The sequence below is a fragment of the Nocardioides sp. genome (assembly GCF_030019515.1).
GTDB lineage: Bacteria > Actinomycetota > Actinomycetes > Propionibacteriales > Nocardioidaceae > Nocardioides.
Map to the genome: position 1 here is coordinate 205969 of NZ_JASEEQ010000001.1, position 13484 is coordinate 219452.

A 13484-nucleotide genomic window follows, 5' to 3' on the forward strand; every position below is an offset into this window, starting at 1 on the left:
TAAACCCGACCCGGGTGCGACCGGCGCCGGTGGCCGGGCGGTAGCGTCGGCCCATGGAGACCTTGACCTGTCCTCGTTGCGGCGCCGAGATGGTCACGCACACCCTGAGCTCGTCCCTGGGCGAGGGTGAGGTCAGCCAGTGTCCCGACGGGCACGGCGTGTTCCTCGCGCGGGCCGACCTGGGAGCGTTGATCGAGGCCGAGAGCGACTGGCACCGCCACGCCGGCCAGCACACCGCGCCGATGCCGCGGATCACCGCCGACATGACCGCCCCGCCGGTCGGCAAGCCCTCGCCCCGGGCGTGGGTGGAGACCCTCTTCGACTGAGCCCTGTTCGTTGGCTCCGGGGCTTGGTCACCCGAGCGAGCTCGGGTGACCACGGCAGCTCAGATGTCGCGGAAGGTCTCGATGCTGGCGCCGAGCTGGTTGAGGCGCTCGGCGAGGTCCTCGTAGCCACGGTGGATGACGTAGGTCGAGCGCAGCACCGAGGTGCCCTTCGAGGCGAGCATCGCCAGCAGGATGACGACCGCGGGGCGCAGGGCCGGCGGGCAGACGAGCTCGGTGCCCGTGAAGCTGGTGGGCCCCTCGATCATCACCCGGTGCGGGTCCAGGAGCTTGACCTTCGCGCCGAGCTTGTTGAGGTCGGTGAGGTAGATCGCCCGGTTCTCGTAGACCCAGTCGTGCAGCAGGGTCTGGCCCACGGCGACGGCCGCGATCACCGCGAAGAACGGCAGGTTGTCGATGTTCAGCCCGGGGAACGGCATCGGGTGGATCTTGTCCAGCGGCGCGTGCAGCTCGGAGGGGAGCGTCGTGATGTCGACCAGGCGGGTGTGTCCGTTGAGCGCGACATACTCCTCGGAGCGCTCGTAGCAGAAGCCCATCTCCTCCAGCAGGGCCAGCTCGATCTCGAGGAACTCGATCGGCACCCGGCGGATCGTGATCGACGACTTGGTGACGATCGCGGCGGCCAGCAGCGACATCGCCTCGATCGGGTCCTCGCTGGGCGCGTAGTCGACGTCGACGTCGATCTCGGCGAGGCCGGTGACCGAGAGCGTGGTGGTGCCGATGCCCTCGATGCCCACGCCGAGCCGCTCGAGGTAGAAGCACAGGTCCTGGACCATGTAGTTCGACGAGGCGTTGCGGATCACGGTGGTGCCGGCGTGCAGCGCCGCGGCCATCAGCGCATTCTCCGTGACGGTGTCGCCGCGCTCGGTGAGCACGATCGGACGGGTCGGCTCGACCGCGTGGTTGACCGCCGCATGGTAGTTGCCCTCGGTCGCCTTGACCTCCAGGCCGAAGGGCCGCAGTGCCGCCATGTGCGGCTCGACGGTGCGGGTGCCGAGGTCGCAGCCGCCGGCGTACGGCAGCTCGAAGGCGTCCGCACGGTGCAGCAGCGGCCCGAGGAACATGATGATCGAGCGGGTCCGGCGGGCCGCGTCGGCGTCGACGTGGTCCAGCTCGAGGGTCCGCGGGGGCACGATCTCGAGGTCGTTGTCGTCGTTGAGCCAGCGGCACTGCACGCCCATGCTGGTCAGCACCTCGAGCAGCCGGTTGACCTCCTCGATCCGGGCGACCTTGCGCAACGTGGTGCGGCCACGGTTGAGGAGCGTGGCGCACAGCAGTGCGACGCCGGCGTTCTTCGAGGTCTTCACGTCGATCTCGCCCGACAGGGTCGTCGGACCGCTGACCCGCAGGTGGGTGGGGCCGGCGCCGAGGGCCACGATCTCCGAGTCGAGTGCGGCGCCGATCCGGGCGAGCATCTCCAGGGAGAGGTTCTGGTGGCCCTTCTCGATCCGGTTGATCGCGCTCTGGCTGGTCCCGAGCAGGTCCGCGAGCTGGTGCTGGGTCAGGCCCCGGTGCTTGCGGGCGTCACGAATGAGGTTCCCGATGCGGTTCTTGTATCCCTCGCTCATACCTGCACGGTAACTCACATATGAGATAACGCCACAGACTCGGGTCGGTCGGCCGCCGCGGCGCCGGGGGAGCGCCGGCTGGCAGGATGTTGGCATGCGCGCAACGACGATCCACGGCCCTCGCGACATCCGGGTCTCCGAGGTCCCCGACCCCACCATCGAGGCGCCCACCGACGCGGTCGTGAAGGTGGTGGCGGGCTGCATCTGCGGCTCGGACCTGTGGCCGTACCGCGGCGAGAACGACATCACGCCCGGCGCCACCATCGGCCACGAGTGCGTGGGCGTGGTGGCGGAGGTCGGCCCCGAGGTCCGCACGGTCCGGCCCGGCGACTTCGTGATCGTGCCGTTCGACCACTGCGACAACACCTGCCCGCACTGCCTGGCCGGCGCCCAGTCCGCCTGCGTCAACCTGGGCTTCACCGTCAGCGGCCAGGCGGAGTACGCCCGGGTCACCCAGGCCGACGGCAGCCTGGTCGCCACGCAGGGTGCGCCGGACGCGGGCCTGCTGCCCTCACTGCTCACCCTGGCCGACGTGCTGCCCACCGGCTGGCACGCGGCGGTCTCCGCCGGCGTCCGCGAGGGCGGTACGGCGGTCGTGGTCGGCGACGGCGCGGTCGGGCTGTGCGGCGTGCTGGCCGCAGCGGTGATGGGGGCGGAGACGATCGTCGCGATGTCCCGGCACCAGCCGCGCCAGGAGCTGGCCCGGCGCTTCGGGGCGACCCACGTCGTGGCCGAGCGCGGCGACGACGGGACCGCGGCGATCATGGAGATCACCGGGGGAGTGGGGGCCGATGCGGTCCTCGAGTGCGTCGGCACCGACCAGGCGATGCGCACGGCCTTCTCGATCGCCCGGCCCGGGTCGACCGTCGGCTTCGTAGGCGTTCCGCACGGCGTGGAGCTCCCGGTGCGCCGGATGTTCCAGCGCAACATCGGCCTGTCGGGCGGCATGGCGCCGACCCGGCGCTACGTCCCCGAGCTGCTCGAGCTGGTGCTGGCCGGCCGGATCGAGCCGGGCCTGGTCTTCGACAGCACGCTGCCGCTGGACGAGGTCGCCGAGGGCTACCGGGCCATGGACGAGCGCCGCGCGATCAAGGTGCTGGTCGAGCCGTGAGGCTCACCTGCGGTGCGGACCGGCGGCCTGCAGGCCGGCGCCCAGCAGCAGCACGATCCCGGCGACCAGCTCGCTGACCAGCACCCGCTGGGAGTTGTCGAGGAACACCGCGAACAGCACGAGCAGCACACCCGACAGCCCGATCAGGCCGATCGCGGGCCGGGCCGGCAGCGAGGTGCGCAGCCACAGCGCCGCCACGATCACGACCGTGCCGATGAGGCTGCCGCGGTAGCCGGCCCACATGCCGTCCTCGTCGAGGGGGTAGATCAGCCACGTCGCGAGAATCAGTCCGACGCCGCCGAGGAGCGCCAGCAGCCAGCCGAACGGCGCGACGACGGGGACGGGCTCGGCCGACGGGAGGTCGGCGGCGGGGTGGGCCGGGACGTGGGAAGTGCGCTGCACAGGGGTCGCCATGGGCCCTAGCGTATTAGGTTCACTCCTATGTCGGATCTGGTGCTCGGCCCGCTGCTCCGGTACGTCGACGCCACGACCGCGGCGGTGTGGGTCGAGACCGCCCGAGACGCCGCCGTCACGGTCACCGCCGGCGCGCACGCGGCCACGAGCCGGACCTTCGCCGCGCACGGCCACCACTACGCGCTGGTCGAGCTGACCGGCCTCGAGCCCGGCACCCACACGCCGTACACCGTCGACGTCGACGGCGCCCGGGTCTGGCCCTCGGACGACCCCGCCTTCGCGGAGTTCCCGCCGTCGGTGATCCCGACCCTCGAGCCGGGCAAGCCGCTGCGGATGGCCTTCGGCTCGTGCCGGGTCAGCGTCTCCAACGACGAGCACGGCAACGCGCAGTTCGGGGTCGACGCGCTGCGCGCCTACGCGCTGTTCATGGCCGGCGTCACGACCGCGGACTCGCCCGAGGACAGCGAGCGCTGGCCGGACCTGGTGCTGTTCCTCGGCGACCAGGTCTACGCCGACGAGACCAGCGACGAGATGCGCGCCTTCATCGAGCGCCGGCGCGACCCCGAGCAGGCGCCGTGGTACGAGCTCAAGGACTACGAGGAGTACGCCCACCTGTACTCGCTCGCCTGGCGTGACCCCGCGAACCGCTGGCTGCTCTCCACCCTGCCCAGCGCGATGATCTTCGACGACCACGACATCCGCGACGACTGGAACACCAGCTGGTCCTGGCGCCAGGCGATGGAGGCGACGTCGTGGTGGCACGACCGCGTCGTGGGTGGGCTGGCGTCGTACTGGGTCTACCAGCACCTGGGCAACCTCGGCCCCGACGAGCGCGCCGCCGACGAGCTCTGGCGGCGGATCACGTCGTACGACGGCGCTGCCGGGGAGGGGGAGGAGCTGGACGTCACCGAGACGCTGGACGCGTTGGCCGACCGCGCCGACCAGGAGCCGGAGACCTATCGCTGGAGCTACTCCCGCGACTTCGACACCCAGGCGCGGCTGGTCGTCGTGGACTCGCGTGCCGCGCGCGTGCTCGAGCCCGACCGCCGATCGATGCTCGACGACGGCGAGCTGATGTGGCTCGACGCGCAGCTGCGCGGGGACGTCGACCACCTCCTGGTCGGCACCTCGCTGCCGTTCCTGCTCGCGCCCGGGCTGCACCACATCGAGTCGTTCAGCGAGTCGATCGCCGAGGGGGCGTGGGGCCGTCCGGGCATGTGGCTGGGAGAGCACGCCCGGTCCGGCGCGGACCTGGAGCACTGGGCGGCCTTCCAACAGGGCTTCCGCGACGTCGCCGAGATCGTGCTCGAGGTGGCCGCCGGCCGGCGCGGGCGGGCACCGCGCACGGTCACGTTCCTGTCCGGCGACGTCCACCACAGCTACGTGGCGGAGGCGTGGCCACGACACGGCGAGGTCGCCAGCCGGATCGTGCAGGCGGTGTGCTCGCCGATCCGGAACCCGCTCCCGCGGGTGATGCGCGGGTTCATGAGGGCCACCTCCAAGCGAGCCGCGGGCCGGGTGGGCCGACTGCTCTCGCTCGCGGGCCGGGTGCCGCTCGAGCCGCTGCGCTGGGCCGTCACCCAGGGCCCCTGGTACGACAACAACCTGGCGATCCTGGAGGTCGGCGCCGGCGGCGTGCGGTTCTGGTGGGTCGCGGGGGAGGTCGACGGCCGCCCGGAACTGCCCGTGCTCAAGCGGGTGGCGACCGTCGACCCGGTCGGCTGAGGACACCACACGGGTGCCCGGCCGACGCTCCGGGTGGGGGTCGGGGGAGTCGGTGGTGCGACTCAGGCGAGGACGGCCTCGGCGTACCGGCGCGGACGCGCCGGCTCACAGTTGCAGGCGTCTCCGCACGCTAGGTAGGTGTGGAGGGCGTGCCCGCAATGTGGGCACGGCATGTCGTGCGACAGGTGCACCGCGTTGGTCTGGACGGTGTCCCACATGGCTCTACCTCCTCTCGTACCGTCGATCGTGCCCCCCAGCGAGGCCCGGCCAACCCGGCCCCGGACGACCTGTGGACAACAGGTCGGACCGGGCGTGCGGCGCGGCGCCTCGCCATCGACGGTAAGGATCCGGTGGGACGGATGTGACGGGACGGCATCGAACCACCCGGACGGGGCAGGGGGGAGTAGCCCGACCGGGCCAGGGGGACCCGCTGTCGGTGGCCCCGTCTACGGTGACGCCGTGGTCGAACATGTCCAGGAGGACCTCACCGGGTCGCGCTTCGAGAACGTCGACCTGAGCCGGTCGCGCTTCCACAACGTGGACCTGACCGACACGGTGATCCGCGGCGCCCTGCTCACCGATGCGGAGATCGACGGCGACATCGACGGCCTGCGCGTCAACGGCATCGAGGTCGCGCCGCTGGTGGAGGCCGAGCTCGATCGCCGCCATCCGCAGCGCGTGCGGATGCGGCCCACCGACGCCGAGGGCTACCGGGTCGCCTGGGCGACCCTCGAGCAGCTGTGGACGGTCACCGTCGAACGGGCCCGTCGGCTGCCGCCGGACCTGCTGCACGAGCGGGTGGACGACGAGTGGTCGTTCGTCGAGACGCTGCGCCACCTGGTGATGGCCACCGACGCCTGGGTGCTCCGCGCCGTCCTGGGCGACCCCGCTCCCTACCACCCGCTCGGGCTGCCGCACACCGAGATGGGGGACGTGCCGGGCGTCCCGAACGACCCCGACGCCCGGCCGAGCCTGGAGGTGGTGCTGGCCGTGCGGGCCGACCGGATGGCCACGGTGCGCGAGGTGCTCGCCGGGCTCACCGATGAGCGGCTGGCCGGCGACACCGAGCCGGTCGACGCTCCCGGCTACCCGCCGCCGGTCGCCTACCCCGTACGCCGGTGCCTGCGCGCGATCATCAACGAGGAGTGGCTGCACCGGCTCTACGCCGAGCGCGACCTCGACGCCCTCGAGCGCCGCCGCGCCGGATCCTGACCCGGGCTCGACGCCCGAGCGGGCCCGATCAGGCGGCGTGGACCGGGCGCGGCTCGCAGTCGCAGCCGTCGCACGCCAGGTAGACGTGCAGTGCGTGCCCGCACAGCGGGCACGGCCGGTCGTGCGACAGGTGCTCGCTGCTGGTCTCGACCGTGTCCCACATGGCGCTTCCTCCCACATCGTCCCTGATGGCTTCGGACCTCCGTGTCCAGAGGAGGCCCGAGATCACCCACCGGATACCTCTGCCATCGGCCGGAACGGTCGGCAGTGAAGGAACCGCGACCGACCGGGCCGAGCGACCCGATGTGGAAGACTCGCGGACGTGGCGACCCGACCCGCGAAGACGCCGGACCTGCGCGACCTCGCGCGGCTGCGGCGGGTCCGGGACCGGATCGACCGGGAGTACGCCCAGCCGCTCGACGTCGAGGCGCTCGCCCGGGGCGCGCACCTGTCGGCCGGGCACCTGAGCCGCCAGTTCCGGCTCGCGTACGGCGAGTCGCCCTACGGCTACCTGATGACCCGCCGGATCGAGCGGGCGATGATGCTGCTGCGCCGCGGCGACCTGTCGGTCACCGAGGTCTGCTTCGCGGTCGGCTGCTCCTCGCTGGGCACGTTCAGCACCCGCTTCACCGAGCTGGTCGGCATGCCGCCGAGCGTCTACCGCCAGGAGGCGCAGGTGCCGGCCGGCCTGCCGTCGTGCGTCGCGAAGCAGGTCACCAGACCGATCAGGAATCGAGAAGCGCCGGCCCACGCACCCCACCTAGCGTGAACCCCATGGACATCACCATTCACACCACGGCCCTGCCCCACGTCGACCCGGACGAGTCGGTGGCGTTCTACCGCGACGTCCTCGGCTTCGAGGTCCGCAGTGACGTCGGCACCGGCACCATGCGGTGGGTCACCGTCGGTCCGGCCGGCCAGCCCGACACCTGCATCCTGCTGGCCCCGCCGGCCGCGGACCCCGGCATCACCGAGGACGAACGCCGGATGATCTCCGAGATGATGGCCAAGGGCACCTACGGCTGGATCCTGCTGGCGACCAAGGACCTGGACGCCACGTTCGACCGGGTCCAGGCCACCGACGCCGAGGTCGTCCAGGAGCCCACCCTGCAGCCGTACGGCGTGCGCGACTGCGCGTTCCGCGACCCGGCGGGCAACCTGGTCCGGATCCAGCAGATCGACTGAGCAACCATCCGCGAAGGAGTCCGCCCCGGCATGCCCTCGAAGTCCGCCGCACCTGCCCGCACGCCGTACCCCGCCGACAGCCACGAGGTGATCCGCGTGCACGGCGCCCGGGTGAACAACCTGCGTGACGTGCACGTCGAGATCCCGAAGCGCCGGCTCACCGTGTTCACCGGGGTCTCGGGATCGGGGAAGAGCTCGCTGGTCTTCGACACGATCGCCGCGGAGTCGCAGCGGCTGATCAACGAGACCTACAGCGCGTTCCTGCAGGGGTTCATGCCCACGCTGGCACGCCCCGAGGTCGACGTCCTGGAGGGGCTGACCACGGCGATCATCGTCGACCAGGAGCGGATGGGGGCGAATCCGCGCTCCACGGTCGGCACCGCGACCGACGCCTACGCGATGCTGCGCATCCTCTTCAGCCGGATCGGCGACCCGCACATCGGCTCGCCGACCGCCTTCTCGTTCAACGTCCCCACCCGCACGGCGAGCGGGTCGATGTCGGTCGACAAGGGTCGCGGGGAGCGGATCACGGTGCGCAAGGCCGTCTACCTCGGCGGCATGTGCGCGCGCTGCGAGGGGATGGGCTCGGTCAGCGACTTCGACCTCACCGCGCTCTACGACGACAGCCTCTCGCTCAACGAGGGGGCCCTGAGGATCCCCGGCTACAGCATGGAGGGCTGGTACGGACGGATCTTCCGCGGCTGCGGCTGGTTCGACCCCGACAAGCCGATCCGGAAGTACACGAAGAAGGAGCTGGAGGCCCTCCTGTACAAGGAGGCCACCAAGATCAAGGTCGACGGGATCAACCTGACCTACCTCGGCCTGATCCCGCAGATCCAGAAGTCGATGCTCTCCAAGGACGTCGAGGCGATGCAGCCGCACATCCGGGCCTTCGTCGAGCGTGCGATCACGTTCACGACCTGCCCCGACTGCGACGGCACCCGGCTGAGCGCGGAGGCCCGCTCCTCGAGGATCGCCGGGCAGAACATCGCGGACCTGTGCCGGATGCAGATCACCGACCTGGCCGCCTGGCTCCGCGACCTCGACGAGCCCACGGTGGCCCCGCTGGTCGCCGGGCTCCAGCACCTGCTGGACTCGTTCGCCGAGATCGGCCTCGGCTACCTCTCGCTCGAGCGGCCCGCGGGCACGCTGTCCGGGGGAGAGGCGCAGCGGACCAAGATGATCCGCCACCTCGGCTCGTCACTGACCGACGTCACCTACGTCTTCGACGAGCCCACGATCGGGCTGCACCCCCACGACATCGAGCGGATGAACGGGCTGCTGCTGCAGCTGCGCGACAAGGGCAACACCGTGCTCGTCGTCGAGCACAAGCCGGAGACGATCGCGATCGCCGACCACGTCGTCGACCTCGGTCCCGGCGCCGGCAGCGCCGGTGGCCAGGTGGTCTTCGAGGGCACGTACGACGGCCTGCGCAGCAGTCCGACGGTCACCGGACGGCACCTCGACGACCGGGCCGCCCTCAAGGACTCGGTCCGCGAGCCCACCGGCGCGCTGCAGGTCCGAGGTGCCTCGACGCACAACCTGCGCGACGTCGACGTCGACCTCCCGCTCGGGGTGCTCTGCGTGCTCACCGGCGTCGCCGGGTCGGGCAAGAGCTCGCTGGTCCAGGGCTCGGTGGCCGGCCGCGACGGCGTCGTCGTGGTCGACCAGGCCGCGATCAAGGGCTCCCGGCGCAGCAACCCGGCGACGTACACGGGCCTGCTCGACCCGATCCGCAAGGCCTTCGCCAAGGCCAACGGGGTGAAGCCGGCGCTGTTCAGCGCGAACTCCGAGGGCGCCTGCCCGACCTGCAACGGCGCCGGGGTGATCTTCACCGAGCTCGGCGTGATGGCCACGATGGAGTCCCCGTGCGAGGACTGCGAGGGCAAGCGCTTCCAGGCCGCGGTGCTGGAGTACACCTTCGGCGGCAAGGACATCAGCGAGGTGCTGGCGATGCCGGTCACCGAGGCGCTGGCGTTCTTCGCCGAGGGCGAGGCGGCCACGCCGGCCGCGCACCGGATCCTGGAGCGGCTCTCGGACGTCGGGCTCGGTTATGTCAGCCTGGGTCAGCCGCTCACCACCCTGTCCGGAGGGGAGCGGCAGCGGCTCAAGCTCGCGGCCCAGATGGCCGACAAGGGCGAGGTGTACGTGCTCGACGAGCCCACCACCGGGCTGCACCTCGCCGACGTCGAGCAGCTGCTCGGCCTGCTGGACCGGCTCGTCGACGCCGGCCGGTCGGTGATCGTGATCGAGCACCACCAGGCCGTGATGGCGCACGCCGACTGGATCATCGACCTCGGCCCGGGCGCCGGCCACGACGGCGGCCGGGTGGTCTTCGAGGGCACGCCGGCCGACCTGGTCGCCGCACGGTCGACCCTGACCGGCGAGCACCTCGCGGCGTACGTCGGGCCCTGAGCCGTCGTCCGGGACCTGGGAGCGGTCGCGCACCTGACGAACCTGCTGTGGATCGGCCTGGGAGACGACATTTCCGTCAGGTACGACGCCCACCCCAACACCCCGGTCTGGTTCGCCGATAACTGACATTATGTCAGGTGACGCCCCGGCGGGCGATCCGGAGTAGCCTCCCGGCATGACCGAGGTCGACCTGGCCGGGATCGCCGCCGAGCGCGAGCGGATCCGCGCCACCTACCTCTCCCCGACGTCCTCGCGGGCGCCGTCCGCGGCCCGCGGCCTGCACCACGTCGCGATCGTGTGCGCGGACGTCGAGCGGACCGTGCGCTTCTACCAGCAGGTGCTGGAGTTCCCGCTGACCGAGATCGTCGAGAACCGCGACTACGCCGGCTCCAACCACTTCTTCTTCGACATCGGCAACGGCAACCTGATCGCGTTCTTCGACTTCCCGGGCCTCGACGTCGGGCCGTACGCCGAGGTCCTCGGCGGCCTGCACCACCTGGCGATCTCGGTCGAGCCGGCGCGCTGGGAGCGGCTGCGGGCCAACCTGGACGCGGACGGCGTGGAGTACCTCCTGGAGAGCGGCACCTCGATGTACTTCCGCGACCCGGACGGGACCCGGGTGGAGCTGATCTCCGACCCGCTCGGCGAGATGTACGGCCTGAGCGTCCTCTAGCTCGCTCCCGGAAGCTGCGCCAGGCGCGGGACGACCCGCTCGCACAGCGCGGCCGTCCAGCCGGCCGGGTCGTCGGTCGGCGGCGTCAGCGCGACGAGGGTGATGCCGAGCGCGGCGTACCGCTCCATCTCGGCGACGTAGGCGTCGGTGTCCGCCAGCGGGTCGGGCCCACTCGCGCCACCGAGCATCGTCTTCTCGATCTCGTCGTAGTCGCGGCCGACGGCGTCGCAGTGCCCGCGCAGCACGTCGAGCTTGTGCCGCGCGCCCTCCGGGCTGTCCGGGAACAGGTTGCACGCGTCGGCGTACTGCGCGACCAGGCGCAGCGTCTTCCGCTCCCCTCCCCCGCCCACCAGGATCGGCGGGTGCGGCCGCTGCACCGGCGGCGGCACGCAGACGGTCTCGGCGAGCCGGTAGTGCCGGCCCTCGAACGGGCCGTCGTCCTCGCTCCACAGCTGCCGGCAGATCCGCAGCGTCTCCTCGAGCCGCTCGAACCGCTCGGCCGTCGGCGGGAACGGCACGCCCAGGCCGACGTGCTCGCGCTCGTACCACGCCGCGCCCAGGCCGAGCAGGGCGCGGCCGTGCGAGAGCACGTCGAGCGTGGTGACGATCTTGGCGAGCAGGCCCGGGTGCCGGTACGTCGCGCCGGTCACCAGCAGCCCCAGCCGCAGGTGCTCGGTCCGGCCGGCCAGGTAGCCCAGGGTCGTGTACCCCTCGAGCATCGGCTCCGGAGGACCGCCCAGCTGCTCCATCTGGAAGTAGTGGTCCATCACGGTGAGCTGTGCGACACCGCCCTGGTCGGCCGTCACCGCGGTCTCGGTGAGGCGCTCGGCCAGCCGGCTCTGCCACTCGGGGTGGCTGAAGTTCGCGTAGTGGATCCCTATCTGCACGGCCCGAGCCTAGACCGGGCCACTCCCTAGCTGGGCACGGCGAGCAGCCAGCGCGCGCCGAGCACCAGCGCGCCGAGCGTCGCGGCCAGGAAGACCCCGACCCACACCAGCCCGGGCAGCCGGGTCAGCCGCGCGAGCACATCGGCGTCCGACGTGCGCGCGCGGCCCCGGTGGCGCAGCGCCTGGAGCACCAGCACCGGCCGCGGCGCGGCGAGGAGGAGGAACCAGGTGCCGGCGTAGGCCACCGCGGTCTGCAGTTGCCCGCTCCCCCACCAGGAGACGGCGAGCACGACCAGGACGGCGACCCCGACGGCGTACAGCCCATAGAAGTTGCGGATCCGGAGCAGCAGCAGCGCGAGGAGGAGCACCGCGAGCCACAGCACGGCGAGCGCGTGCCGCTCGCGGAGCAGGTACGCCGCGCCCAGGCCGAGCGCAGCCGGGCCGAGATAGCCGGCCGCGGTCGTGGCCACCATCCCCGGGCCGGTCGGGCGGCCGCGGGAGACGGTCAGGCCGGAGGTGTCGGAGTGCACCCGGATGCCCGCGAGCCGCCGGCCGCTGAGCAGCGCCGCGACGCCGTGCGCGCCCTCGTGCGCGATCGTCACCAGGTGCCGCCCGAACCGCCACCCGGCGGGCAGCACCACCAGCAGGAGCGCGGCCACCCCCGCGAGCAGGACCCGATCCTGCTCGAGCGGGGCCTGGTGACCGACGACGTCGTCCCAGATCCCGGAGAGCCCGGAGAGCACGTCCGTCGCGGCCATGCGGACAGGGTCCCGCACGCGCGTGGGACCAGCTCCCACTGGGTACGCCCCAGGCATGACCGACGGACCCAGTGCCGCCCACCGGCGCCCGGAGGGCGTCGACGACGCCACGGTCCAGGCGCTGGGTCGGCTCTCGGAGGCGCTGGAGGCCGTGGAGGTGGCCCGCGGCCATCTGTACGCCTTCCACCGGCTCTCCGGTACGGCCGACCTGACGCTCGGCGACGCCGTCCGGAGGCTGCGCGAGGCCGGGCACGTCGAGCTCGCCGATCGCATCGACCTGGACCTGGTGGGGCGGAACGTGATCCCCGGCCGCTGGACCTTCCAGATCGTCGAGGCCTACGACGACGGCTACTACGCGACGTTCCAGGAGCTGGAGCGGGCCGCCCGCGAGCTGCTCGTCGGCGGGCGCCGGCACCTCTACGAGGCCGAGATGAAGGAGGACCGCCGTACCCACGGCGCTCCCGGCCACGAAGCCACTCCCGACGATCTCTGAGACGACGGTCTGATTCCGGTGATGACCCACGCGGACGGCCGAGCCCCTCGGCGGGTGCCGGGGGCCGCGTTCGGCCTGCTGGCGCTGACCGACGCGGCCCTGGCGGGGGCGCCACCGCGCATCCGGCGGCTCCGGCTGCTGACCAAGCCGCTGCTGATGCCGGCGCTCCTGACCCGCTCGCTGCCCGCACCGGCCGACCACCCGCTCGCCACGGCCCAGGCCTTCTCCTGGGGCGGTGACCTCGCCCTGCTCGGGAAGGGGCGTACGTCGTTCCTGGCCGGGGTCGGCCTGTTCCTCGGCGCCCACGTCGCGTACCTCTCCGCCTTCCGGGCCCGCTCCTCGGCGCCGGTCCTCGCCACGCCGGGACGCCGGCGCTTCCTGGCGTTCGGCGGCCTCGCCGCCGCAGGGATGACGCTGGCCGCGGCCCGCGAGGACCGGGTCCTCGCCGCGCCGATCGCGGCGTACGCCGGCGCGCTGGCGACCATGGTCGCGGCGGCGGCCGCGATCGACCGGGACCGCGGTCGCGACCGGGTCCTGGTCGGCGCCGCGCTGTTCCTCGTCTCGGACACCGTCCTGGGCGTCCGCACCTTCCTGGTCGGCGAGGAGAGCCCGGCGTCCGCCGCGCTCGAGGCGACCGTGATAGCGACCTACACCGCCGCGCAGTGGTCCATCGCCGAGGGCCTGCGTCGGTAGGTTGGC

Annotated in this window: 15 protein-coding genes; 10 read left to right on the forward strand and 5 right to left on the reverse strand. The window is 72.3% G+C overall.

The genetic code is table 11. The features are described from left to right. Positions 1 to 53 precede the first annotated feature (53 nt). A complete protein-coding gene (locus tag QMC84_RS01010) occupies positions 54 to 326 on the forward strand; it encodes a zf-TFIIB domain-containing protein (RefSeq protein ID WP_300370770.1) in 273 nt (90 codons plus the stop codon). Between the two features lie 59 nt (positions 327 to 385). On the opposite strand, the gene QMC84_RS01015 is transcribed toward QMC84_RS01010, so the two are convergent. Next, entirely contained in the window at positions 386 to 1912 is a 1527-nt protein-coding gene (locus tag QMC84_RS01015; RefSeq protein ID WP_300370773.1) for a UDP-N-acetylglucosamine 1-carboxyvinyltransferase, read from the reverse strand. Positions 1913 to 2006: 94 nt separating this feature from the next. On the opposite strand from QMC84_RS01015, the gene QMC84_RS01020 reads away from it, so the two are divergent. After that, positions 2007 to 3023 (forward strand): zinc-dependent alcohol dehydrogenase family protein, encoded by a 1017-nt coding sequence (locus tag QMC84_RS01020; RefSeq protein ID WP_300370776.1) that lies wholly within the window; start codon positions 2007 to 2009, stop codon positions 3021 to 3023. Between the two features lie 3 nt (positions 3024 to 3026). Here the strand turns inward: QMC84_RS01020 and QMC84_RS01025 are convergent, their stop codons facing one another. Continuing rightward, positions 3027 to 3437, reverse strand: coding sequence for a hypothetical protein (locus tag QMC84_RS01025; protein WP_300370779.1), 411 nt, complete (start codon positions 3435 to 3437; stop codon positions 3027 to 3029). 27 nt (positions 3438 to 3464) lie between these two features. On the opposite strand from QMC84_RS01025, the gene QMC84_RS01030 reads away from it, so the two are divergent. Beyond that, positions 3465 to 5162 (forward strand): alkaline phosphatase D family protein, encoded by a 1698-nt coding sequence (locus QMC84_RS01030; RefSeq protein ID WP_300370782.1) that lies wholly within the window; start codon positions 3465 to 3467, stop codon positions 5160 to 5162. Positions 5163 to 5621: 459 nt separating this feature from the next. After that, on the forward strand, positions 5622 to 6374 hold the full coding sequence (locus tag QMC84_RS01035) for a DinB family protein (protein WP_300370785.1): 753 nt from the start codon (positions 5622 to 5624) through the stop codon (positions 6372 to 6374). Between the two features lie 28 nt (positions 6375 to 6402). Here QMC84_RS01035 and QMC84_RS01040 read toward each other — a convergent pair whose 3' ends face one another. Then, on the reverse strand, positions 6403 to 6537 hold the full coding sequence (locus QMC84_RS01040; RefSeq protein ID WP_300370788.1) for a hypothetical protein: 135 nt from the start codon (positions 6535 to 6537) through the stop codon (positions 6403 to 6405). 159 nt (positions 6538 to 6696) lie between these two features. On the opposite strand from QMC84_RS01040, the gene QMC84_RS01045 reads away from it, so the two are divergent. The 4 genes from QMC84_RS01045 to QMC84_RS01060 all read left to right on the forward strand — a co-directional run bounded on the left by QMC84_RS01045 (position 6697) and on the right by QMC84_RS01060 (position 10647). Continuing rightward, entirely contained in the window at positions 6697 to 7143 is a 447-nt protein-coding gene (locus tag QMC84_RS01045; RefSeq protein ID WP_300370791.1) for a helix-turn-helix transcriptional regulator, read from the forward strand. Positions 7144 to 7148: 5 nt separating this feature from the next. Beyond that, entirely contained in the window at positions 7149 to 7559 is a 411-nt protein-coding gene (locus QMC84_RS01050; protein WP_300370794.1) for a VOC family protein, read from the forward strand. 30 nt (positions 7560 to 7589) lie between these two features. Continuing rightward, positions 7590 to 9974 carry an excinuclease ABC subunit UvrA gene (locus tag QMC84_RS01055; RefSeq protein WP_300370797.1) on the forward strand — a complete coding sequence of 795 codons (2385 nt, stop codon included), beginning with the start codon at positions 7590 to 7592 and terminating at the stop codon, positions 9972 to 9974. Positions 9975 to 10149: 175 nt separating this feature from the next. After that, on the forward strand, positions 10150 to 10647 hold the full coding sequence (locus tag QMC84_RS01060) for a VOC family protein (RefSeq protein ID WP_300370799.1): 498 nt from the start codon (positions 10150 to 10152) through the stop codon (positions 10645 to 10647). Here QMC84_RS01060 and QMC84_RS01065 read toward each other — a convergent pair. Together QMC84_RS01065 and QMC84_RS01070 are read right to left on the reverse strand one after the other, a co-directional pair. Continuing rightward, positions 10644 to 11534, reverse strand: coding sequence for an LLM class F420-dependent oxidoreductase (locus QMC84_RS01065; protein ID WP_300370801.1), 891 nt, complete (start codon positions 11532 to 11534; stop codon positions 10644 to 10646). The two genes, QMC84_RS01060 and QMC84_RS01065, sit on opposite strands and share 4 nt — an antisense overlap. 26 nt (positions 11535 to 11560) lie before the next feature. Beyond that, positions 11561 to 12292: a M50 family metallopeptidase gene (locus QMC84_RS01070; RefSeq protein ID WP_300370804.1), complete on the reverse strand. Its 732-nt coding sequence runs from the start codon at positions 12290 to 12292 to the stop codon at positions 11561 to 11563. Between the two features lie 55 nt (positions 12293 to 12347). On the opposite strand from QMC84_RS01070, the gene QMC84_RS01075 reads away from it, so the two are divergent. Together QMC84_RS01075 and QMC84_RS01080 are read left to right on the forward strand one after the other, a co-directional pair. Next, positions 12348 to 12785: a hypothetical protein gene (locus tag QMC84_RS01075; protein WP_300370807.1), complete on the forward strand. Its 438-nt coding sequence runs from the start codon at positions 12348 to 12350 to the stop codon at positions 12783 to 12785. Positions 12786 to 12806: 21 nt separating this feature from the next. Next, entirely contained in the window at positions 12807 to 13478 is a 672-nt protein-coding gene (locus QMC84_RS01080; protein WP_300370810.1) for a lysoplasmalogenase, read from the forward strand. Positions 13479 to 13484 lie beyond the last annotated feature (6 nt).